Source organism: Pontibacter sp. SGAir0037 (assembly GCF_005491705.1).
In the GTDB taxonomy this organism is placed as follows: Bacteria; Bacteroidota; Bacteroidia; order Cytophagales; family Hymenobacteraceae; genus Pontibacter.
Genome location: NZ_CP028092.1, coordinates 850,555 through 873,776, shown reverse-complemented (window position 1 = coordinate 873,776; position 23,222 = coordinate 850,555). Strand labels below are relative to the sequence as shown.

Sequence of the window (23,222 nt, the reverse complement as noted above, 5' to 3'; positions counted from 1 at the left end):
GGGGCACTACCCTTACCTTTGATTTTACGCTGTTTCTCTTCATTATATACCATACCCATCTTTTGAAATGAGCCACAAGCTGGAAGTTGACAGTATACAACTGGCATTCAATGACAGGAGAATCCTTTCAGATATATACCTGAAATGTGAAACAGGCAAAATAACCGGTCTGTTGGGCAGAAACGGCCAGGGAAAATCGTGCCTGATGAAGATCATTTACGGCAGCATGCCTTGTGAAAAATCCGTGCGTTTCGACCAGAAAGTGCAGTTTGAAGCATTTAAGCGGCCCGACCTGCTACTTTACCTGCCACAGTTTAACTTTATTCCGCGGTCCCTTTCCCTTAAGCGTATTTTTAAAGATTTTAACCTTGACTTTGCTGTGTTTCAGCACAGATTTCCAGAATTTAGTTCCAGGTACAGATCGTCTGTTGGCAGCCTGTCTGGCGGTGGCCAACGGCTCGTGGAGATCTATGTTATAGTGAAATCCTCTTCCTGTTTTGCCATGCTGGATGAGCCTTTCTCCCATTTGAATCCGATGCAGATAGAGAAAGTGAAGGAACTACTGCTGGAAGAAAAGGAACACAAAGGCTTGCTGATTACAGACCACATGTACAGGCACATCCTGGATCTCAGCGACAACCTTTATGTACTGGAAGGCGGGAAAACCCACCTGACCAAAACAATTGAAGATATTGAAATGCTTGGCTATGCCAGGTTATAGCAAATGCACCTAAAATAAAAAGAGCGTAGCAGCTAATGGCTTGTTACGCTCTTTTCGAAATACTTGATTTTAATTTAACTTTCCTTCCAGCTCCTCTACTTCCAGCATCAGGGCCTCCCACTTCTCATTCACCTTTTGAAGCTCTTTCTGCACCTGTTCAAACTTAAGCGATTTTTCCTGCAGCAGATCAGGGTTGCTGTATACCTTCGGATCGGCGAGTTGTGCTTCATAACCAGCCAGCTCCTGTTCCAGTTTCTGCACCTGCTTTTCTACATCCGACAACTGCCTGTTCGCCTGCTTTAGCTGGTTATTTAACGCATTATATTCTGATGTATCCCGCTGCTGTTTCTGCTTTGGCTCTTCTTTAACAGGGGCAGGTGTACTGGCAGCCACCTTTTTAGCCTCCTTCTCCTTACGCTCCTGAAATGCTTCGTACTCGTGATAAGTACCAGGATATTCCTTCAGCTGATAATCCTCAATATACCATATCTTGGTAGCCACATTCTCAACAAAATAACGGTCGTGGGAGATGATGATAAACGTACCCTCATACTGCTCCAGTGCCTGAATAAGAATATTTACCGACTGCATATCCAGGTGGTTCGTAGGCTCATCGAGCATCAGGAAATTGGCTTCGGAAATTAATGTTTTCGCCAGCGCTACCCGCGACTTCTCCCCTCCCGACAGCACTTTGATCTTCTTAAACACTGTTTCGCCTGTAAAAAGGAAAGAGCCCAGCAGGGTGCGTAACTCCACTTCTGTTTTACCGGAGCCTGCCTGCTGCAATTCCTGCAGAATTTCGTTGTCTACGGAAAGAGACTCCAGCTGATGCTGTGCGTAAAACGACATGATAACATTGTGCCCGAGCTCACGCTTCCCCTGGATATGCTCTGTACCGGCGATGATGCGCAGCAAGGTAGATTTACCTTTTCCGTTACCACCTATCAGCGCAATTTTATCGCCTCGCTCCACATGCACATTGGTGTCTCTGAAAATTATTTTATCGCCATAGCTTTTGCTCATGTGCTCCAGGCGCAGGATATGGCGGCCAGGCTGCACGTTAAACCGGAAGCTAAAGTTTACTTTGGCGGCATCAGGTGCTACATCTTCTATGCGCTCCATCCGCTCCAGTTGCTTCATACGGCTTTGGGCCTGCTTTGCCTTGGTAGCTTTAGCCTTAAAGCGCTCGATAAACCGCTCTGTCTGCCGTATATGGGCTTGCTGGTTTTCGTAGGCACCTTTCTGAATTTCATTTCGCAAGGCTTTTTCCTCTACATAAAAGCTGTAGTTGCCCGGGTATACATTCAGTTTAGCATTAGCCACTTCTACTGTAGTGGTGGTCGTTTTATCCAGAAACTCCCGGTCGTGCGATACAATTACCACGGCACCTTCGTAGCGTTCTAAATAAGATTCCAGCCATTTAATAGAAGGTAAGTCCAGGTGGTTGGTAGGTTCGTCGAGCAACAGCAGCGATGGCTGCTGTAATAATATTTTAGCCAGCATAACACGCATACGCCAGCCCCCGGAGAAGGAAGCCAGTGGCTGCTGCAATTCTGCTGTAGAAAAGCCAAGCCCTTCCAGTATGGCCTCGGCATTGGCCTGCATGCTGTAGCCTCCCAATGCCTCGAAGCGCTCCTGCAGGCCAGCCAGTTTATCAACTAGGTCGTCGTGGAAATTATTCTCGAATTCAACCAGCACCTTGTCAATCTCCTTCTGTAAGCTGATGGCTTCTTCAAAGGCCTGCATCGCCACCGATAATATACTTTCGTGTGTCTCGTAACTTAACAGATCCTGGTTCAGAAACCCGATGGTGGTTTCCTTGCTCATCTGAATACTTCCACCGTCCGGGGCATACTCGCCAACGATAATACGCAGCAAAGTAGATTTGCCGGTGCCATTGAGGCCAATAAGACCAATCTTATCTTTGGGTTTAATGTGCAGGTTGGCATCTTCGTACATCGGACGGCTGCCAAAGTGAAAGTTCAGGTTATTGATAGAAATCATGGGCGTTGCTCTACTACAAAGTACAAAGGTACTTATTTTGCTTTATTTTAATGCCTCCTTTGTGGCTGTCTTACAAATCATGTGCTCTTACTGAACAATATTATCTGGTGAACGTTTCATACACTTGTGCATAAAAATCAGCTATATTTCCAATAAAAAGATATCTCACATAATTCCGGAACTGTATGATTGCCATAACTTCCTTACTCGATAAAAAACACACCGAACGGGTACTGGAACTTATAGAGAACCTGGAAAGGAGGTTCGGGCTGCGGGGCGTTAAAATGACACCTTATCCGCACCTGACGCTTCTGACAGCTGAAATTCCGGATATGCAGGAAATGAAGGAATACCTCGACCAGATCTGTCTGGAGACTACTCCGTTTAAAATCAGAACAACAGGCCTTGGCATTTTTCCTGGTCCAAACCCGGTTATTTACACCCCTGTTCTCCGCACCCCGCTGCTCAACAATTTTCACGACCGGCTGCACCGCGATATAGCAGAGATGAGCAGTGAAATGGGCGTGTACTATAACCCGAACATGTGGCTGCCTCACATTTCGCTTGCATTGGGTGATACATCGCAGGAACTGCTGGGGCCTATACTTGCCTTTTTAAGCAGCTACAACTTTAACTGGGAAATAGAACTGAATAATCTTACTCTTCTTCAAAAGAGAGGAGACTATTTTCTAAAAGATGAAGAATTCCGCTTCGTTAAAAACGAGTATATCTTTTAAACCATCAACTACAGGTTCGGATTGCACCGCCACTTCCATAGAAAGTACAATAAAAGAGAAAAGCCGGTTTATTAATATTAGGCTCCTGGTATAAATTACTTTAAAAGCAGCCGTTCGTTCCTGCTTTTTTAATGTTCTAAGACCACTTTTTTGCCACCATTCTTGTAAAGCTTTTTTAAAGCTGATCTCTTCAGCAAATTCCCCTCTTCGGATACTGCAATTTTAATATTATTTTAATTTAAGTTTATATAAAATTAATTCAACTTATAACTTTAAGCAGTCGTAGTTTTATACAGTACAGCTGCAACATGCCTGTGTACTTTATCCATTAGTACAAAATAATTAAACTATGAGCGACAACAAAGACCAGCATAAAGACCTTCCATCATCCTACAACGTTAACGAAAACAGCAAGAACAGGCAGTTAGAAAGTTTCAGGGAGAACCCAAAAAATCAGTATATGACGACTGATCAGGGCACCCGAATCAGCCACACCGACGATTCCTTGAAGGCAGGATCGAGAGGCCCGACCATAATGGAAGATTTTCACTTCCGCGAAAAAATGACGCACCTCGATCACGAGTCTATACCGGAGCGAGTTGTACATGCCAGAGGTTCAGGTGCACATGGTTACTTTCAGCCATACGACGATTCTCTGAAAGAATACACCAAAGCCAGGTTTCTGACCGATCCAAGCACAAGAACGCCTTTGTTTGTTCGCTTCTCAACGGTTGTAGGTTCCAGAGGATCAGCTGACACAGTGAGGGATGTACGGGGCTTTGCAACCAAGTTTTATACTTCAGAAGGAAACTATGATCTGGTGGCAAATAACATACCTGTCTTCTTTATTCAGGATTCCATTAAATTTCCTGACCTGGTACACGCCATTAAACCGGAGCCTAACAATGAAATGCCTCAGGCCTCTGCTGCACACGATACCTTCTGGGACTTTGCTTCGCTGATGCCTGAGACCATGCACATGCTCCTGTGGGTTTTGTCGGATCGTGCCATTCCGCGCAGCTTCCGGATGATGGAAGGTTTCGGAGTGCATACTTTCCGTTTAATAAACGAAGCAGGTAAATCGCGCTTTGTTAAATTTCACTGGCGGCCAAAACTCGGGGCACATTCGCTTGTGTGGGACGAGGCCCAGAAGCTGGCAGGTAAAGATCCGGATTGGCTCCGCCGCGACCTCTGGGAAGCGATTGAAATGGGCAACTACCCGGAATTTGAACTCTGTGTGCAGATAGTAGAGGAAGAAGACGAGCTGAAATTCAATTTCGATTTGCTGGATGCAACAAAGCTTATTCCGGAAGAACTGGTGCCCTTGAGGCCGGTTGGGTTAATGACACTAAACCGTAATCCTGACAACTTCTTTGCCGAAACAGAGCAGGTAGCGTTTCACCCGGGTAACCTGGTGCCCGGCATCGATGTGACCAACGACCCGCTGCTACAGGGCAGGCTTTTCTCTTATATTGATACTCAGATAAACCGCTTCCATAGCTCTAACTTCACAGAGGTTCCTATAAACCGGCCTGTAGTGCCTGTCCATAACCAGAACGGAGCCGGTTTTATGCGCCAAACAATTAACAAAGGCAGGGTAAATTACTGGCCAAACTCAATTGGTGAGGGAGAGCCTAAAATGGCTCCTGAAAACGAAGGAGGCTATGTGCATTATGAAGAAAAAGTAGAAGGCCACAAGATCAGGGCCCGAAGCGAAAGCTTTAACGACCATTACTCCCAGGCAACCTTATTCTGGAACTCCATGACAGAGCCGGAGAAGAAGCACATTGTGCAGGCAGCACATTTTGAGCTGGGTAAAGTAGAGATAAAAGCCATTCGGGAGCGCATGGTTGGCCATTTTTATAAAATCGCCCCGGAACTTGCCGAAATGGTTGCCGAAGGCATTGGCGTGGGAATACCAAAAAACCAGGAAATAGCATCTACAGGTCATTATGAGGATAACGATGCTTCCAGGAAAATAAAAGCAGGCACATCAGTCGATGCTTCTACTGCTTTAAGCATGGAGAAGAATAAAATACAAACTGCAAAATCAAGAAAAGTGGCTATCCTGCTCGAAGATGGCTATGACTATGATGAAGTAATGCAGATTAAAAACGCCCTAAAGGAGGCTGGTGCCAGTGCAAAGATCGTTTCTAAATTATACGGCATGCGCAAGGCTACGAACGGACAGGAAATAGAAGCCGATAAAAGCCATATCACCACCGGCTCCATTATGTATGATGCCATTTATATTCCAGACGGTGAAGCACATATAGAGGCACTCATGCAGGAAGGTGATGCTTTACATTTTATCAATGAAGCTTTTAAACATTGTAAAGCAATAGCCACATCAGGTAACGGGATTGCTTTGCTTCAGAAAGCAGAGGTGCCCGGAATTTCCTTTGCCGATAAAAGTGCCGCAAAAGTAATGGCTGATAAAGGGGTTATAACCGCAGGCACCGAGGCTGATGCAGATGATTTTGCCACAGCTTTTATCGATGCCATTAAGAAGCACCGCCACTGGGACAGAGAAGAAAAAACCAAGGTGCCGGCCTAACCACTTATAAAATATTTCACGCAAAAAGTCAGCCTGCACAGGCTGACTTTTTGCGTTACAGGAGCAGCTTCTGTAAGCTTCCCCAGATTTTAGGCCATTGTAAAGTTGGTTTTCAAGTTACAATTTCCTCCAACAATTCCGCAGGTGTTCTGAAATTTAGCGCCTGATGCGGGCGGTGGTGATTATAGTCCTCCATCCATTCCTCCGCTTTCTGGCGCACCTCCGAAAGGGTCCGGAACACGTAAGCGTTGAGCAGCTCTCTCCTGATGCTGCCGTTGCAGCGCTCGATGTAGGCGTTCTGGGTCGGTTTCCCTGGCTGAATAAACACCAGCCTCACCTTGTTCTCCTTGCACCAGTCTTCGAGTTTGCGGGAGATGAACTCCGGCCCGTTGTCCACCCGGATCATCTCGGGCAGCCCCCTGAATTCCCTCAGGTACTCGAGCACCCTGATCAGGCGCAGCGCCGGGATCGACAGGTCCGCCTCCATGGTGAGGAGCTCCCGGTTAAAGTCGTCGACGATGTTGAGCAGGCGGAACTTGCGGCCGTCCCAGAGGCTGTCACTCATAAAGTCCACCGACCAGACTTGGTTGATCTTCTCGGGCTGGAAGAGGGCCTGCTTGAGGCGGGCCGGCAGCCTTCTCTTGTGTCTCCTCCTGATGTTGAGTTTCAGCTGGCTGTAGACCCTATACACCCGTTTGTGGTTCCACCCGTATCCCTTCCTCCTGATGCGGTGGAAGCACTGCCAGAAGCCGATCGAGGGGTGCTTCTCCACCAGCAGCCTTAGCTCTTCTTCCACCAGGTTGTCGTCTCTTTCCACCGGCTTGTACTGATAGCTGCTTCTAGGAAGGCCTGCTGCCTTGCAAGCCTGACGAACGCTCCTCCACCATAAACCCCACCAGCGCCTTCTTCTCGTCAGGCTCTAAAGCTTTTTTTCTACCGCGTCCTTGAGGGCGTGGTGCACCAGGGATAATTCAGCAAACATCTTCTTGAGTCGGGCGTTCTCCTCCTCCAGCTCTTTCATTCGCTTGAGCTCCTTTACCTCCAGGCCGCCGTAGCGCTGGCGCCACTTGTAGAAGGCCGAGGAGGTGATGCCCAGCTCCCGGCAAAGGTCCTGGGCGTTGCGGCCGTTCTCGTGCTCTTTGATGGCCTTGATGATCTGTGATTCTGTAAAGCGTGTCTTTTTCATTCCATCTAAAGTTAAACATTTACTCAACTTTTAAATGGCCAACTTTCAGGGAAGTCTACACTTCCACCTGAAAGCTTGAGGGCAGCTTCGGCAACAACTTCTATTAATCAACAGACTATAGTATATTTACCTTTTACTCTCCTAAGGTATTTATATGAATTTTAGTGAATTTCAAAAACCTCTAGCTGTATTACTTCTGGGTGCATCCATACTTCTAAGTTCCTGTAAAAGCTCCTCTCCTGCTACTGTTGCCATTCCTGTAGAGGCAGGGGTATCAAGGGCATTGGCAGCCCACCGCAAGGAGAACATAAGTCAGCTCCGCTACCAGCTACAGCTACATATTCCCAGGCAGAAAAAAGAGGCTATTCAGGCTTCCGAAACTATAAAATTCCACCTGAAACAGAAGCAGGAGCCACTGCAACTAGATTTTAAAGAACAGGCTGATCATGTGCTCTCTGTTACCATTAACCGGAAAAGAATTGCGCCTGTCTTCGAAAAAGAGCACCTTATTTTACCAGCCAACTATCTGCGGAAAGGGGAAAACCAGGTGGAGATAGAATTTATAGCTGGCAACCTTTCGCTGAACAGAAACGAAGATTTCCTGTATACGTTGCTGGTGCCTGACAGGGCACGCACCGTTTTTCCATGTTTCGATCAGCCCGACCTAAAAGCCACTTTTGCACTTTCACTTACCTTACCGCAAGATTGGCAGGCGCTGGCAAATGGCCCGCTTCAGGACTCTGTACTGACAGGTGATACAAAAACATATCATTATGTGGCGTCTGATACCATCAGTACCTACCTTTTCTCATTTGTTGCTGGCAAATTCTCTAAAGTTACCCGCACAGCAGGTGGCAGAGAGATGAACTTTTACCATCGTGAAACCGATACGGCTAAGCTGAACCACAGCCTGGACCAGATATTCAGGATACACGGCGATGCTCTCAAATACATGCAGGAGTATACCCGGATTCCGTACCCTTTCCAGAAGTTCGACTTTGTGGCTATACCCGATTTCCAATATGGCGGTATGGAGCATGTCGGTGCCATCGATTATAAAGCTTCGTCGCTCTTTCTGGATGAAGGTTCTACACGCGATCAGGAAATTTCGCGCTCCAGCCTTATCTCCCACGAAACTGCCCATATGTGGTTCGGAGACCTGGTTACCATGCAATGGTTCAACGATGTCTGGATGAAGGAAGTCTTTGCCAACTTTATGGCCGATAAAATTACCAAAGTAGCGCTGGCTGACTCTAACTTCGATCTTAAGTTCCTGCTCGATCATTTTCCGGCTGCCTATGCCGTTGATCGTACTGCAGGCGCTAACCCAATCCGGCAGCAGCTTGATAACCTGCAGGACGCAGGCACCATGTACGGCAACATTATCTACCATAAAGCTCCCATTGTGATGCGGCAACTGGAAAGGCTGATGGGCGAAGAAGCTTTTAAACAAGGGCTACAGGTATACCTGCAACAATATGCTTTCGGTAATGCCACCTGGCCCGACCTGATTGAGATACTGGATGCACGCACTCCCATCGACCTGCAGGCCTGGAACCAGGTGTGGGTAAATGAGTCGGGGCGGCCGCAGTTCGATTATCAACTGGAATACAAAGACAAGGAAATTACATCTCTTACAATCACACAAAAAGGAGAAGACGGATCAGACAGGCTTTGGCCACAATTGTTTGAAGTAGCCTTGGTTTATAAAGATCATGTAGAAGAGATTACGGTAAATATGCATGAGAAGCAGGTATTGGTAAAAGAAGCAGCAGGCAGGCCCCGTCCGCTTTTCATCCTGTTTAACTCTTCGGGTCAAGGTTATGGCCAGTTTCCTGTTGACCTGAACAACCTGGCTGCAGTCTCAGGGCTTAAAGATCCGGTAATGCGTGCTTCGGCTTATATTAACATGTATGAAAGCATGCTGAATGGCCGCGATATAACGCCTACAGTGATGCGCACCTTTACTTTAGAGGAGGCCGCAAAGGAAACAGAAGAATTAAACCAGAAACTACTTCTGGGGCAACTGCAGGATGTTTTCTGGCAATACACCCTGCCGCAGGAACGAAAAGAGCTCGGAGCAAAACTGGAAAGTAGCCTCTGGGCCGCTATGCTGCAGCAGAAAGCGCCGAATGCCCGAAAATTATTTTTTAAAGCCTATCAGCAACTGGCAACTACCAAAGAGGCACAGGACAAACTGTTCCAGGTCTGGAAAAAAGAACAGGCTCCTGCAGGCGTAACACTTACAGAAGATGATTATACTTCGCTCGCCCTTGCTTTGGCAGTGCGCAACTTTCCGGGACCTGTGCTGGAAGAGCAGCTGCTGCGCATAAAAAACCCTGACCGCCAGAACAGGCTGCGCTTCCTGATGCCTGCTTTATCGCCTGACCCGGCTACACGCAATACTTTTTTCGCTTCTCTGAAACAAAGAGAAAACCGGGAAAAAGAAGCTTGGGTAACTACTGCTCTTGCTTACCTGCACCACCCTTTACGAGCGGAAACATCGCAACAATACCTGCAAGAAAGCCTGGAGCTGCTTGAAGAAATCCAGTTAACCGGCGATATTTTCTTTCCTGCGAACTGGCTGCAAAGTACATTCGGCTCTTACCAAAGCTCTGAAGCAGCCGAATCAATCAGAACGTTTTTGCAGCAAAATTCTGATCTTAATCCGAAACTAAGGGCAAAAGTGCTACAAGCAGCAGACGGCGTGTTCAGAGCGGAGAAAGCAAGAGAGGCAGGCAGATAGAAGTCTCGTTCTAAAATGGTACAAAGTCATTTTAGAGCACAACGACCAGCTTTATGCCATCAAAAAGAAAGCACCAGCCGGTTTACCGGCTGGTGCTTTTTACTAAAATCTAATATCTATTGTCTAATACCTAGCTCTTCTATGGATTACATATCCAGTACAATCGCGAAAATCAAAGGAGCTACAATGGTAGCATCAGACTCGATCATGAATTTAGGTGTATCTTTTCCTAATTTACCCCAAGTAATTTTCTCGTTTGGCACCGCACCGGAGTAAGAACCATAGCTGGTAGTAGAATCAGATATCTGGGCAAAATAACCCCAAAGCGGAACACCGTCGCGCTGTAAGTCCTGGTGCAGCATTGGCACTACGCAAATAGGGAAATCACCCGCTATACCTCCGCCAATCTGGAAGAAACCAATAGTAGATTCTTCTTTCGCTGTATTAGTATACCACTCCGCCAGCTCCATCATATACTGGATACCGGTTTTCATAGTATGTACGTTCTTGATGTCTCCGCTAATCACGTGGCCGGCATAGATATTACCTAAGGTAGAGTCTTCCCAACCCGGGCATATGATTGGCAGATTCTTTTTAGCCGCTTCCAGCATCCAGCTGTTCTTCGGATCTATCTGGTAATATTGCTCCAGATCGCCAGATAATAACATCTGGTAGAAGAACTCGTGCGGGAAATACGATTCACCAGCTTTATCGGCTTTTTCCCAGTATTTTAATACAACGTGCTCCAAACGGCGCATCGCTTCCTCTTCCGGAATACAGGTATCTGTTACACGGTTCAGGTGGCGGCTTAAAAGCGCCTCTTCATCAGCTGCAGATAGCTCGCGGTAATGTGGAACACGCTCATAGAAATCGTGTGCTACCAGGTTAAAGATATCTTCCTCCAGGTTAGCACCTGTGCAGGAAATAGCATGAATTTTATCCTGGCGGATCATTTCTGCTAAAATAATACCCAATTCAGCTGTTGACATGGCCCCAGCCAGTGTTACGAGCATTTTACCACCATTATTCAGGTGCGTTTTGTAACCTTCGGCAGCGTCTATCACAGAGGCTGCATTAAAGTGCTTGTAGTGTTTCTTTAAGAAATTAGTTACTTCCATGTTTATTGGTTTAGAGCCTGCCCGCTCAGGACAGCTTGCTCCCGCAAGTTATGAATTAATAATGATATTAATTACGGAGCATAAACTGTTGCAGTTCAAACCAGTTGCTGCTGGCGAATTCCTATGTCAGCATATTATCCTATTTATTCGAGTTCAGAACAATTTCTGAACTAAATAATTCCACTAGAAAAGCAAAAATTCAGGCAGCAAAGGCTAAAAGTCTACTATGAGCAGCATAATTTTAGTCCTGCAGCAACATCATCAGTGCTTGTTCTAAGCCGGTTTTTCTATGATCAGGTTGTGGTTCGTGTAGATACAGATATCAGCGGCAATGTTAAGACTTTCTCTCACCATTTCTTCTGCAGATAAATGCGGCGCGTGCTTTTTAAGTGCCAGCGCTGCAGCGTGTGCATACATACTACCCGAGCCAATGGCTGCAATCTGATTATCTGGTTCCAGTACATCGCCTGTACCCGAAATAATCAGTAATTCTTCTTTATTGGCTACCACCATCATGGCTTCCAGTTTGCGCAGGTATTGGTCTTTGCGCCAGTCTTTTGCCAACTCAATAGCAGCACGTTTCATATTGCTGTTATAGGCATTCAGCTTTTCCTCGAAGCGCTCCAGCAGCGTAAATGCATCGGCAGTGGAGCCGGCAAAACCTGTTACAATTTTCCCATCAAGCAGCTTTCGTACTTTTCTCACATTACTTTTTGCAATGTGCTTGTCCATAGTTGCTTGTCCGTCGGCACCCAATGCCACTTCGCCATTATGATAAATACCTACTACAGTTGTTGATCTGATTTTAGTCATAGCAATTGTGTTATGTTGCTTGTTGATACGCAGGAAAAGGCACTTCTGCCACTCCCAACAGTAAAGCTATACTTTCTTCAAAGAAAAAGCCAAAGAGCTTAGATGTGCCAAATTGGCCGAAAGTATCAGCAACAGAGGTATGCGGTGTAGGTGCTTACAGGCTTTTACCAATAGTTGTAAGCGTCTCAATTCTTTATTAAGCGTTGTATAAAACTTTTAAATCTCAAAATGCAAGGCTTTGCTCTTACAGCAGAGATTAATTAAGTTTAATTTAGTATTATCCTTTTTAAGATGAATATTATTAAATTTAAATATTACAGAGCTAAAGGCAAATCTGCTCATTACAGTCTGTTAAAGAACCACACATAGTGCGGATAGTAGGAGTAGTACTCCGGCTAGTGAGTAGTTGGATAAAATTTCAGTTATAGAAATTGAAGTTGCTTCATTTAAATTATCAAGACCAGAACTCATAAAATGGCATTTATCTTAATAAGACTTATTGCGGTTGCTCTGATTATTTTTCCGTTACTTTCAGGAGTATTTGTTTTTGCAACAGATGCTATTTTAAGTTTCAGTCAATTGCAGTCTCTTTCATTCATCTACATTGTTTGGGGTTTTTCGCTATTCTACTTTTCTTGGTCCTTTTTACTGTTTACCCTTATCCCTTATAGTTTTATGTATGTTCTGATACCAATGAAAGAGTTGGGCTTTTTCTATAAATTCATGCTGTTTTACATAATGCTTGTAATTATGGGATTAATCGTGCCTGAAGCATCAGTCGCGGGGGCATTCAATGTAAATCCATATCCAAGAGCTCTGGTATTATATTTTCTATTGACAATAAGCATCTGCCCCTTATGCAACTTGTTCTTGAATAAAAAAGCTCATTTTCAGGAAGCGCATGATATAGATTCTTGACTAAGAGTAAGAAGAGAAAAACTTAATCTAACAAAACTATAAGGTAGCTTCGCCTCCTTATAGACCAGCACGTTACCTATCATAGTAACGTATCGAACTTTATCTTGTAAATGAGCGTTAATGTAATAACTTTGTAATTACATTAAATAAAAATCATATGGAAGTATCAATCATCCAAATAGGGAATTCCAAGGGGCTACGGCTGACTAAGGCCATTCTGGATAGGTATAACATTAAAGATAAAGTTGAGCTAATACTGGAAAAGGGTCAGATTATTTTAAAGCCAGTTGAGCATCCAAGGAAAGGTTGGGAAAAGGCTTTCAGTAAAATGCACGAGAACGGTGATGACCAGCTGTTACTGGATGATGTGTTTGGTGATGAAAGCTTTGACGAATGGAAATAAGTCAATATGAGATAGTCCTGGTAAATCTGGACCCTACTGTAGGAAGTGAAATACAGAAAACAAGGCCTTGTGTCGTGATATCCCCCAATGAGATCAATTATAACCTAAGAACAGTAGTTATCGCACCTATGACTACCCAGAGCCGTAGTTATCCTACTCGTGTGAAAGTGAAGCATAATAATCAAGTGGGGTGGGTAGTAATTGACCAGATAAGGACTATTGACAAAGTCCGCATTGTTAAAGTGTTAGGTAACCTGAACCCTTCAGAAGTCGCTTCCTGTAAAAGTGTGATAAAAGAAACCTTTGTGGACTAATAAAAAATGGTGATAGGTAACCTCGTGCAGCCGTAACTCTTTGCTTCGCTTTGGGCTTCAGCTGCACAAGACGTTAACATACACTGCACACAATCTTTACCATTTAACAAATCTGCCAGTACTGAATTTGTATAAATTGCGACTATGAAAGAGTTCATAGAATATGTTTTACAGTTCGGCAATTTAAATGCACAGCAAATTAAAGTAATTGAAGAGAAAGCAATAAAAGCAAACCTGCAAAAAGGCAATTACTTTTCAGAAGCTGGACACATTCCAAGACAGGTTGGATTTATTGTGGAAGGTGTGATTCGGGGTTGTTACTACAACAACAAAGGAGAAGAAATTACCCGTTGCTTTATCAGCGAAAATAATCTGGTTGTTGATTATATTAATTTTGAGGTTAATATAGCTTCTTCGGAGTACCTGCAAGCCTGTACGGACTGTAAACTCATTTTATTTTCAAAACAAGACTGGGAAGAGCTTTCACATATAATTGTAGGCTGGGATAACATTAAGAGCAAGATGGTTCAAATATGTATGTTCCAGAAATCCAGGAAAGGACCGGTTATTTCACAGGATGCAACTACCCGTTATTTAGAATTCTTAGAAAACTATCCGTCTCTAATCAACCGTGTTCCGCTAGCTTACATTGCATCCTACCTGGGAGTCACGCAACAATCATTGAGTAGAATACGAAAAAACATCCGCTAAAACTGTTTTTACCATATGGTAAACGATTTCATTTTTATGGAGAGCAATTTTGTTTGTCAATAAAAAAAACTATAAAATGAAATCAGCATTAATAACAGGAGCTAACAAAGGCATAGGCTTCGAAACAGCAAAACAACTATTGCAAAAAGGCTTTTATGTTTACCTGGGAAGCCGAGATTTAGAAAACGGACGTAAAGCGGTTGAAAAACTAAAATCTGAAGGACTAACCAATGCAGAATCCATACCATTAGATGTCACAGACGACAATTCTGTAAAAGCAGCTCGTGAAAAAATCGGCTTAAAAACAGATGTATTAGATGTTCTTATCAATAATGCGGGTATCAATGGAGGTGAGCCACCCTATACCGCACTTGAGGCAAAAACAGAGCAGTTTATGGCAGCCTTTAATACCAATGTATTTGGCGTAGCAAGAGTTACACAGGCTTTCATTTACTTATTGCGTAAATCGGCTGAACCAAGAATTGTAAATGTAAGTACCAGCGTGGGTTCTCTTTCGCTGCAAAGTGATCCGAGTTGGCCGGCTTATAACTATGCAAAATATGCGGTATATGGTGCTTCGAAAGCCGCTATGAATATGTACACTGTCCAATTAGCTTACGAATTGCGTGATACGGCTTTCAAAATAAATGCAGTTTGCCCTGGCTATACTAAAACTGATTTCACGAACTATAATGGAGGCGCAGTTGAAGAAGCTGGAAAACGCATTGTAAAATACGCGTTGATAGACCAGAACGGACCAACAGGAAAATTCTTTAGCGAAGAGACAAACCCTGAAACAGGCGAAATACCTTGGTAAAAAACTGTATACAGCAAAGGAATGATAGTAATAGCGGTTTAGGTGTATCCAAACCGCTATTATGTTTTATTGCTGAAATCAGTGAACGGTAAGGTTAACAGCAAAGTTATTTTGTAAATAGACACTCCTTCGCCAGCTGACAAAACATCATCACAACAGGACAACTGTTTAGGCTTGCAGGTAACGATTATTTTCCAATAGTTACTTTTCGGTGCTCTATTCCCCAGTCAGCCAGATTATCAATTATGTTTTGCAGCGTTTTGCCATATTCTGTAAGTTGATACTGAACAGTTACAGGTTGTGTATCTAACACCGTCCGCTTAATGAGCTTGTTCATTTCCAACTCTTTCAATTCCTTGCTCAACATCTTGTTTGAAATTCCCTTTACATCATTCAGAATATCGGAGAATCTCCTTTTGTTGTAATAGCAGACAGACGAAATAATAGAAATCTTCCATTTTCCGTTCAGCACGTCCATGGCATCGTGAACAGCCATAATACGCTTCTTATTCTTGTCGCTGCTTAAGCATTCCATTTCCGTCATAAGTTACTTTGTTACGCAAAAGTTACTGTTACTTTTAGTTACAAAGTAACGAAAATAAATTTATCTCCTCTACATTTGTGCTGTTAAACAGCAAATAATTTGAAAAATGGATTTCACTAATAAAAACGTAGTTATTACGGGCGGAAGCACAGGAATTGGATTTGCTACCGCAAAAGCATTCATCAACGCAGGAGCAAATGTGTGGATAACAAGCAGAAGTGCTGAAAATCTGCAAAAAGCAGCGGCTAAAATCGACAATCCAAAATTGAAAACGGTTGTGTCGGATACTTCAAATTTGGCAGGAATTGCCGACTTAGAAAAATCAGTTGCAGAAAGCGGAAGTAAGATAGACGTGCTTTTCCTGAACGCAGGAATAGCCATATTCACACCAATTGAACAAACAACAGAAGCAGATTTCGATGCACAGTTCAATACCAATGTGAAAGGATATTACTTTACATTGCAAAAACTCATACCGCATTTGGCTGAAGGAGCATCAGTGCTGTTCACATCATCAACTGTTGCAACAACATCTCAGATGTATGCGAGTGTGTATTCCGCAACCAAAGGTGCCGTAAATAAAATTGCCCAGATTGCCGCAAACGAATTGGCAGAAAGAAAAGTGAGAGTAAACATTGTGAGCCCCGGGCCAACACAAACCGAAGGTTTTGACAAAGCAGTTCCCGACAATGAAACAAAAAAGCAATTTGCCACAACTACAGCTTTGCAAAGAATGGGCAATCCTGATGAAGTTGCAAAAGCAGTGTTGTTCCTGACTTCCGACAATGCAAGCTTTATTACTGGAACAGAATTACTGGTTGACGGTGGTTATATTGGTTATGCACTGAAGTAAACCTAACGACCTAACAGCTCGGGCAATACAACAGTCCGTGCGGGTAACGACAGCCGGATATTCCGGCGGTTGACATAGCAAAGCAGCTCTACAGCATTAATGCTGTAGAGCTGCTTTGCTATGTAGGTGAAAAGATCTTTAAAACAGGTATTTTTCTCTCTGTGAGAAATGGCAAAGTGCCTTACGCGCTTCGAAGAAAAATGGGCGAGGCAGCAGCCATTATGTTAATTCAGAACGGGCATGAAAACAGATCATATGAAATTACGGGCAGTAAGCTGAATGCCTATACCGACGTAGCTCAAGCTCCTTTCGAGCTGACAGGAAGAAGCAGCTCATACACTGATGTTGAAGCAACTGCATTTGCCCAACAATTAATAGAAGGTGGTGTTCCTGAGCCTCTCGCTTTCTTACAAACAGGTTTCGCTACTGACATAAAGAACAATCAGTTCGGAATCTTTAGTGAAGACCTAGAAACATTGATCGGAATAAAACCGGCTTCACTTAATAACACTTAAAGCACCCCTATTTCCCAATTATTTTTTTGCGGTGCTCAGTACCCCAGGTAGCAAGATGCTCAATAACAGACTTGAGTTTCTGTCCGTACTCTGTGAGTTCGTATTCAACAGTAACAGGTTGCGTATCCAGCACAGTTCGTTTAATCAATTCATTCATTTCCATGTCCTTCAACTCCCTGCTGAGCATCTTACCGGAAATACCAGTTACTTCCCTTAGAATATCGGAGTATCTCTTCTTGTTGAAACAGAGAGAGGCTACAATAGAGATTTTCCATTTACCGTTGAGTACATCCATTGCATCATGCACGGCCATAATGGTCTTTTTGCATTCATGCGTTTCAATTTCATGATTCGTTTCCATCATAGGTTACCTTGTTACCTGTATGTCACTATTACTTTTTGTCACTAGGTGTCAAATATAAACAATTATTTCTCAACTTTGAGGCAACTTATTAACAAGAACAGATATGGATTTATTAGAAAGCCTCCACTGGCGATATGCCACCAAAAAGTTCAGCAGCAAAAAGGTTTCACAAGATAAGCTGCAAACAATTCTAGACGCCATCAATCTTTCGGCTTCATCAGTGGGTATGCAGCCTTACAGGCTTTTTGTGATAGAGAACCAGGAATTAAGAAAAGAATTAGGGAAAGGTTCTTTTAACTCACAAATAGCGGATGCCTCTCATCTTTTAGTGTTTGCAGCCTATAGTGCTGTCAGGAAGGAGCACATAGAAAAGTATATACAATATGTTGCAAAAGTAAGAGAAACACCGGCAGAAAACTTGGCAGATTTTAAAAACTCTTTGGAAAGCTACCTGCTTAGCAGAACCGATGAGGAGAACTTTATCTGGTCGGCTAAACAGGCGTATATCGCATTGGGAACAGGATTGATTGCAGCAGCACATTTAAAGGTAGACGCTACGCCAATGGAAGGTTTTGATGCAGAGAAGTTTGACACACTGCTTGGGCTAAAAGAACTGGGCTTGAAAAGTGTTGTGCTGCTGGCCCTGGGTTACCGCGATGAAGAGAATGACTTCTTGGCTAAGCAAAAAAAAGTAAGGCTGCCAAAAGAGGAATTTATTACCGAAATTGTGTAAGCAGAGCCAGAAAGGCAATAAACCATCAAAAAAGCATTGGCCAAAACAAAGCTGGAATGTAAACTTCAGCTTTGTTTTGGCCAATGCTGCGCCTAAGGTATATTTTCTGGCAGGACAACACCACATTTATTTTACATCACATGCAACGTTCCGTAAGTTTTGAGTATCTTATAGGAAATTAACTATATATGAACCGTTATTGGCTACCCCTCAGGCTGCTCAGCCTGGTCATGCTTCTTTTAGTTTTAAATGGCTGTGGCAAGGATGAAGGAAGAGTTAGTTCTGCAGGAAATTCCGGCTTCCACCAAAGCCTGGGTAACGGCCCATGCGACTAATGCTGTACTGCACTTTACCAGTAATACGGGCGCGCAGGAGCAGCTTAGAGTTAGCGTAAAAGAAGATGTTATTAAGCGAATTCATGGCGATTACCAGCTCCTGACCTATACCTTTACAGGGCAGCAGGAACACTTGGGCTTTGCTATTCAGGCAGAAAAGAGGTTCGCTGATTTTGCAAACAGCAGTAAGCAGGATTTCGAAAGCGAATACCTGACTGTAAATACCAGCGATAAGCCAAACGAAGAATACCTAACCCCTTATGGCGTTGAGGGAGAACTCCTGAACAACTATACCCTAAACGGACAAAACTACAATCGTGTTTTACATCTTGTTTTTTCATTTACTGCAGAAAGAAGCGACAAGATAAAAGAGATCTATTATGCCAAAGAGGCTGGCATAATCTCATTTACAACCGCCAATGGGCAGGTCTGGTTAAGGCAGTAACTATTAAATTTAAAACGGCTCCCTTACCAAAAAGCTTTTCTGCTACACAGAACATCTTTTTACCAGCGCGTTTCATCGAATCGGTTGAAGTTGCACCAAACTATTTAAATTAAATAACACTAATTTTTAAAACAAAAGCGCCTCTCCGTTTACAGAGAGGCGCTTTTGTTTATCCTTTACAGAAGATTAAACCAGTAACCTGATCGGATCTTCCAGCAGGCTCTTAAATGTTTGCAGGAAAGCGGATCCTACCGCACCATCTACCACACGGTGATCACAAGACAAAGTAACTTTCATCACATTACCAATCGTGATCTGGCCGTTTTTCACAACAGGTACCTGTGAAATACCACCTACTGCCATAATACATGCATCAGGCGGGTTGATAATAGCCGTAAATTCTTCAATTCCGAACATACCCAGGTTAGAGATCGTGAAAGTACTTCCCTCCCACTCTGACGGCTGTAATTTCTTATTCTTAGCTTTACCGCCTAACTCTTTCACTTCAGAAGAAATGGCAGAAAGCGATTTAAAATCAGCATGGCGTACTACCGGAACCAACAAGCCTTCATCTACTGCTACCGCTACACCAATGTTGATGTGCTTGTTATAACGGATCTTATCGCCTAACCACGAAGAGTTAACAGCCGGGTGCTGACGCAACGCAACAGCAGCGGCCTTGATAACCATGTCGTTGAAAGATATTTTAACCGGAGAAACTTCGTTCATGCTGGCACGGGCTGTCATGGCTTTATCCATATCAATGGCCATTGTCAGGTAGAAGTGCGGAGCCGTGAACAGGCTTTCAGACAGACGACGGGCAATCACCTTACGCATCTGTGATACATTCACCTCTTCGTAAGACTCCTGCGGCGAACCGAACACAGCCGGCGCCGGAGCAGCAGCTGGCTTACCTGGCTGTGGAGCAGCCTGCGCTTTTGGAGCAGAAGGAGTAAAGTTTTCTACATCGCGTAACACAATGCGGCCACCCTCGCCCGAACCTTTTACATCAGAAAGATTAACGCCTTTGTCCTGCGCTACTTTCTTTGCAAGCGGAGATGCTTTAATCCTGCCGCCATCTTCAGTGGCAGCTGAGGCAGAGGTTCCATGGGCAGGTACAGAAGTCTGCTGTACTTTGTCAGAGGTTACTTCATTGGCACGGGAAGCAATGTTCGCATCCGATTTTGCATTCTCTTCGCTTGAACGTGCTTCTACATCCTCTGGCAGATCGCCGGATTCAGCAACATTTCCACCGTCTAACAATGCTTTGTAGTCGGCACCCTCTTCACCGATCACCGCAATAACGGCGTCAACAGCTACAGAGTCACCTTCGTTTACACCTGTATACAATAAGATACCGTCCTCATACGACTCCAGCTCCATGGTTGCCTTATCGGTTTCCACTTCGGCCAGCACATCGCCTGATTTTACTTTATCGCCTGTTTTCTTCAGCCACGAAACAAGCACACCTTCTGTCATGGTATCGCTCATTTTAGGCATTTTAATAACAGTAGCTTTGATATCAGCCTTCGGAACAGCTGGCTCTTTTTTAGCCGGAGCTGCAGGGGCCTCTTCTTTCTTAGGTTCAGGAGCAGGAGCTGCTGCAGGAGCGCTCTTTTCGCCTTTGGCCTGTGCCACCAGATCGGCAATGTCTTCGCCAGCATTACCAATAATGGCAATAACAGCATCTACAGGTACAGCATCGCCCTTTTTCGGACCAATGTACAAGAGAGTACCATCTTCGTAAGACTCCAGCTCCATCGTTGCCTTATCGGTTTCAACTTCGGCTAAGATGTCGCCTGCGCTCACCTTATCGCCTTCTTTCTTTAGCCAAGATGCTATCACCCCCTCCGTCATCGTGTCGCTCATCTTAGGCATACGTATCACTTCAGCCATAAATATCGTGTTATGTGTTTTGCCTTTTAGGTCGTGTATAATCAGAATAATCTGCCCAAAAATATAGCTAAAAATATTTTATTCAAACTATCCTTGTGTTATTTGTTCAGCTTTGTTTGCTAACCTACCAGCGGCTTGTCCTGCCCGTAAGCATGCGACACATCGCAGTACTTCTTCACTGTGAACATAGTACCGGTATAATCCAGCTCATAGAGACACAGGTTCAGGTGCTCGAACTTATCCATGCACCGAAGCGGGTAGTTGAGCAGCTGGCATAATAAAACCCGCATTGCCCGGCCATGCATGCAGATCAGGATCGTTTTCTCCTCCGGCCTGCTCAGCATTAGATCAATAAATGGTTTCTGCCGGGCAGCCACCATTTCCGGACTTTCACCTCCTTCTATCGGTACCGAGGTATTGCCTTCTTCCCAGGTGCGAAGCACACCATAATAATAAGCATCTTCTTCCGGGGTGATACGGGTGCCCTCTCTGTGGCCCCAGCTGATCTCGTTCAGCCCGGCATGCTGCTCGTGCGGCAGCCCCATGTCCAGGAATCCCTGTACCGACTGCATCGTTCTTTTCAGAGCTGAAGTATAAACTTTATCAAACGGAACATCCTTATACTTTTCGAAAAAAGAGGCTGCCTGTTTACGTCCCTCTGCATTCAGATCAGAATCTATTCCACTGCCCTGCACAATGCCCTGCAGGTTGTAGTCGGTTTGCCCGTGGCGGATCAGGTATACTTTCTTAATACTCAAAATTGTTCTACTTTTGCCCTGTTAAATCTTTAGACTGCAAATTTAGGCAGCATCTTGCTATGCACAAAGCTATACATACGTTAGAGCAGGTAAACGAGTGGCGAAAAAATACCATGATGGAGCACCTGGGTATCGAAATTACCGAAATAGGTGATAAATACCTGTGCGGAAAGATGCCGGTGGACCACCGCACGCACCAGCCCATGGGGCTTTTACACGGTGGTGCCTCGGTTGCCCTGGCAGAAACGCTCGCCAGCCTGGGTGCTGCCCTTCAGGTAGATTTAGCAACAAAAGCCTGTGTTGGTTTAGAAATAAACGCAAACCATGTGCGAGGGGTGCGCGAAGGCTGGGTTTATGGCAAATCCAGTGCCGTGCATGTGGGCCGCACTACCCAGATATGGGAAACTGTTATTTCGAACGAAGCAGGAGACTTAGTGTGCCTAAGTCGTATGACGGTGGCAGTGATAGATAAAAAAGGATAAGAATGACAGAGGCAGCATTTGCCTTCGGAGACGGAGAAAACACGGGCGCAGGCCCGGCCTATACATTAGAGCATTTTTTTAAAACAGCTATTCAACAAGGGTTGCCTATTGCAGTTTGGCGGCTACCCGATACCACACAGGTGCAGGCCTGCGTTTCATTTCAGAAGAACCTGATCGTAGCGCAGCCTGTGCTGGAGGAAAGTCCTTTCGGCTTCTTTTTCTGCCCTTTCGAAGAAAAGGACAATCAGAAAAACCTTTTTATACAAGCCGATGTTTACTTTGATGCTACTTCGGGCTCGCTTACAGTACGGGAGGGTGTTTCCCAGGAAAGCCAGGCAGCATTTATGGCCACGCTTCAACAACAGAAAATCAATACTGGCTGGCATGCTGCCTCCGGCACGAACCCTCCTTCTGCACAAACAGAAGAGAATTTTAAAAATGCTGTTGCCGAAGCTGTAAGCGTTATTAGGGAAGAGCAGATGGAGAAAGTGGTATTATCCAGAAACCGGACCTATCCCCTTCCCGCCGCTTTTGATATACTGGAAGCAAACGCAGCCATGCGCAGTGCCTACCCCAGAGCTTTTGTTTCGCTTGTTTCAGTACCCGGTGCAGGCACCTGGATGGGCGCTTCCCCTGAAATTCTGGTTAGTATAGATCAGCAGCAAATTTTCCGAACGGTGGCTTTAGCCGGTACGCAACCTGCCGTAGAAGATGTATCGGAGGCAATCTGGCGACAAAAGGAAATTGAAGAGCAGGGCATGGTGGAGCGCTACATCCTGAGCTGCTTTAAAAAACTGAGACTGCGCGAGTATACTGAAGTAGGACCTAAAACAGTGGTAGCCGGTAAACTGATGCACCTGCGCACCGATTTTAAAGTAGACATGAAAGAGGTGGACTTTCCCAGGCTCGGTACTGATATGCTGCATCTCTTACACCCGACGTCTGCCATTTGCGGACTTCCCAAAGAACCGGCTCTACAATTTATTCAGGCGCATGAAGGCTATAACCGCAGCTACTACAGCGGCTACCTGGGCCCCTGTAACAGCCCTGCAGGCACACACCTTTACGTGAACCTGCGCTGTATGCAGATACTTTCCGATGCAGCCGTACTATATGCAGGCGCCGGTATCACCGGGGAGTCTTCCCCCGAAAAGGAATGGCAGGAAACCCAGCACAAAATGCAAACCATGCACCAGGTTTTAAGCCGGTTTGAAAGCAGTTAATATGCTAATTTTTAATGTACTAATGTGCT

At 44.7% G+C, this 23,222-nt stretch carries 22 protein-coding genes and 1 pseudogene; 15 read left to right on the top strand and 8 right to left on the bottom strand.

Translation table 11 applies throughout. The features are described from left to right. Window positions 1–67: 67 nt before the first annotated feature. The gene (locus C1N53_RS03525; protein WP_137758006.1) at window positions 68–721 is read left to right on the top strand and encodes an ATP-binding cassette domain-containing protein; all 654 of its coding nucleotides are present in this window, start codon (window positions 68–70) and stop codon (window positions 719–721) included. Between the two features lie 69 nt (window positions 722–790). Here the strand turns inward: C1N53_RS03525 and abc-f are convergent, their stop codons facing one another. Beyond that, window positions 791–2,725 (bottom strand): ribosomal protection-like ABC-F family protein, encoded by a 1,935-nt coding sequence (gene abc-f, locus C1N53_RS03520; RefSeq protein ID WP_137758005.1) that lies wholly within the window; start codon window positions 2,723–2,725, stop codon window positions 791–793. Window positions 2,726–2,910: 185 nt separating this feature from the next. Between abc-f and C1N53_RS03515 the strand changes: the two genes are divergently transcribed. Beyond that, window positions 2,911–3,462 carry a 2'-5' RNA ligase family protein gene (locus C1N53_RS03515; RefSeq protein ID WP_137758004.1) on the top strand — a complete coding sequence of 184 codons (552 nt, stop codon included), beginning with the start codon at window positions 2,911–2,913 and terminating at the stop codon, window positions 3,460–3,462. A 349-nt stretch (window positions 3,463–3,811) separates the two neighbouring features. Beyond that, window positions 3,812–6,019 carry a catalase gene (locus C1N53_RS03510; RefSeq protein WP_137758003.1) on the top strand — a complete coding sequence of 736 codons (2,208 nt, stop codon included), beginning with the start codon at window positions 3,812–3,814 and terminating at the stop codon, window positions 6,017–6,019. 112 nt (window positions 6,020–6,131) lie between these two features. On the opposite strand, the pseudogene C1N53_RS03505 reads toward C1N53_RS03510, so the two are convergent. Beyond that, window positions 6,132–7,205: pseudogene (locus C1N53_RS03505) on the bottom strand (IS3 family transposase). A 154-nt stretch (window positions 7,206–7,359) separates the two neighbouring features. On the opposite strand from C1N53_RS03505, the gene C1N53_RS03500 reads away from it, so the two are divergent. Continuing rightward, window positions 7,360–9,951 carry a M1 family aminopeptidase gene (locus C1N53_RS03500; RefSeq protein WP_137758002.1) on the top strand — a complete coding sequence of 864 codons (2,592 nt, stop codon included), beginning with the start codon at window positions 7,360–7,362 and terminating at the stop codon, window positions 9,949–9,951. A 146-nt stretch (window positions 9,952–10,097) separates the two neighbouring features. On the opposite strand, the gene C1N53_RS03495 is transcribed toward C1N53_RS03500, so the two are convergent. Together C1N53_RS03495 and hslV are read right to left on the bottom strand one after the other, a co-directional pair. Continuing rightward, window positions 10,098–11,069: a deoxyhypusine synthase family protein gene (locus C1N53_RS03495; protein ID WP_137758001.1), complete on the bottom strand. Its 972-nt coding sequence runs from the start codon at window positions 11,067–11,069 to the stop codon at window positions 10,098–10,100. 273 nt (window positions 11,070–11,342) lie between these two features. Next, the gene (hslV, locus tag C1N53_RS03490; protein WP_137758000.1) at window positions 11,343–11,882 is read right to left on the bottom strand and encodes an ATP-dependent protease subunit HslV; all 540 of its coding nucleotides are present in this window, start codon (window positions 11,880–11,882) and stop codon (window positions 11,343–11,345) included. 474 nt (window positions 11,883–12,356) lie between these two features. On the opposite strand from hslV, the gene C1N53_RS03485 reads away from it, so the two are divergent. The 5 genes from C1N53_RS03485 (at window position 12,357) to C1N53_RS03465 (ending at window position 15,045) form a co-directional block, all read left to right on the top strand. Then, on the top strand, window positions 12,357–12,800 hold the full coding sequence (locus C1N53_RS03485) for a hypothetical protein (protein ID WP_137757999.1): 444 nt from the start codon (window positions 12,357–12,359) through the stop codon (window positions 12,798–12,800). Between the two features lie 157 nt (window positions 12,801–12,957). Next, window positions 12,958–13,203 (top strand): AbrB/MazE/SpoVT family DNA-binding domain-containing protein, encoded by a 246-nt coding sequence (locus C1N53_RS03480; RefSeq protein WP_137757998.1) that lies wholly within the window; start codon window positions 12,958–12,960, stop codon window positions 13,201–13,203. Continuing rightward, window positions 13,194–13,517: a type II toxin-antitoxin system PemK/MazF family toxin gene (locus tag C1N53_RS03475; RefSeq protein WP_137757997.1), complete on the top strand. Its 324-nt coding sequence runs from the start codon at window positions 13,194–13,196 to the stop codon at window positions 13,515–13,517. Before C1N53_RS03480 ends, C1N53_RS03475 begins: the two co-directional genes overlap by 10 nt. Window positions 13,518–13,661: 144 nt before the next feature. Continuing rightward, complete coding sequence (locus C1N53_RS03470; protein WP_137757996.1) at window positions 13,662–14,228, top strand: Crp/Fnr family transcriptional regulator; 567 nt, start codon at window positions 13,662–13,664, stop codon at window positions 14,226–14,228. Window positions 14,229–14,304: 76 nt separating this feature from the next. Next, window positions 14,305–15,045 (top strand): SDR family oxidoreductase, encoded by a 741-nt coding sequence (locus tag C1N53_RS03465; protein ID WP_137757995.1) that lies wholly within the window; start codon window positions 14,305–14,307, stop codon window positions 15,043–15,045. A 187-nt stretch (window positions 15,046–15,232) separates the two neighbouring features. On the opposite strand, the gene C1N53_RS03460 is transcribed toward C1N53_RS03465, so the two are convergent. Beyond that, window positions 15,233–15,589, bottom strand: a complete 357-nt coding sequence (locus C1N53_RS03460) for a helix-turn-helix domain-containing protein (protein WP_240773373.1) — start codon at window positions 15,587–15,589, stop codon at window positions 15,233–15,235. A gap of 106 nt (window positions 15,590–15,695) precedes the next feature. On the opposite strand from C1N53_RS03460, the gene C1N53_RS03455 reads away from it, so the two are divergent. Next, the gene (locus tag C1N53_RS03455) at window positions 15,696–16,442 is read left to right on the top strand and encodes an SDR family NAD(P)-dependent oxidoreductase (protein WP_137757994.1); all 747 of its coding nucleotides are present in this window, start codon (window positions 15,696–15,698) and stop codon (window positions 16,440–16,442) included. Between the two features lie 200 nt (window positions 16,443–16,642). Further along, the gene (locus C1N53_RS03450; RefSeq protein WP_137757993.1) at window positions 16,643–16,957 is read left to right on the top strand and encodes a hypothetical protein; all 315 of its coding nucleotides are present in this window, start codon (window positions 16,643–16,645) and stop codon (window positions 16,955–16,957) included. 7 nt (window positions 16,958–16,964) lie between these two features. Here C1N53_RS03450 and C1N53_RS03445 read toward each other — a convergent pair whose 3' ends face one another. Then, window positions 16,965–17,321 (bottom strand): winged helix-turn-helix transcriptional regulator, encoded by a 357-nt coding sequence (locus C1N53_RS03445; RefSeq protein ID WP_371415950.1) that lies wholly within the window; start codon window positions 17,319–17,321, stop codon window positions 16,965–16,967. A gap of 103 nt (window positions 17,322–17,424) precedes the next feature. Between C1N53_RS03445 and C1N53_RS03440 the strand changes: the two genes are divergently transcribed. After that, complete coding sequence (locus tag C1N53_RS03440; RefSeq protein ID WP_137757992.1) at window positions 17,425–18,054, top strand: NAD(P)H-dependent oxidoreductase; 630 nt, start codon at window positions 17,425–17,427, stop codon at window positions 18,052–18,054. A 264-nt stretch (window positions 18,055–18,318) separates the two neighbouring features. Continuing rightward, the gene (locus tag C1N53_RS03435; RefSeq protein WP_137757991.1) at window positions 18,319–18,834 is read left to right on the top strand and encodes a hypothetical protein; all 516 of its coding nucleotides are present in this window, start codon (window positions 18,319–18,321) and stop codon (window positions 18,832–18,834) included. Window positions 18,835–19,020: 186 nt separating this feature from the next. Here C1N53_RS03435 and C1N53_RS03430 read toward each other — a convergent pair whose 3' ends face one another. Further along, a complete protein-coding gene (locus tag C1N53_RS03430; RefSeq protein ID WP_137757990.1) occupies window positions 19,021–20,730 on the bottom strand; it encodes a pyruvate dehydrogenase complex dihydrolipoamide acetyltransferase in 1,710 nt (569 codons plus the stop codon). A 119-nt stretch (window positions 20,731–20,849) separates the two neighbouring features. Then, window positions 20,850–21,488 carry a histidine phosphatase family protein gene (locus C1N53_RS03425; protein ID WP_137757989.1) on the bottom strand — a complete coding sequence of 213 codons (639 nt, stop codon included), beginning with the start codon at window positions 21,486–21,488 and terminating at the stop codon, window positions 20,850–20,852. A 59-nt stretch (window positions 21,489–21,547) separates the two neighbouring features. Between C1N53_RS03425 and C1N53_RS03420 the strand changes: the two genes are divergently transcribed. Both C1N53_RS03420 and C1N53_RS03415 read left to right on the top strand, forming a co-directional pair. Continuing rightward, window positions 21,548–21,970, top strand: coding sequence for a hotdog fold thioesterase (locus C1N53_RS03420; protein WP_137757988.1), 423 nt, complete (start codon window positions 21,548–21,550; stop codon window positions 21,968–21,970). Window positions 21,971–21,972: 2 nt separating this feature from the next. Next, on the top strand, window positions 21,973–23,193 hold the full coding sequence (locus C1N53_RS03415; RefSeq protein ID WP_137757987.1) for an isochorismate synthase: 1,221 nt from the start codon (window positions 21,973–21,975) through the stop codon (window positions 23,191–23,193). The last annotated feature ends 29 nt before the right edge of the window (window positions 23,194–23,222 follow it).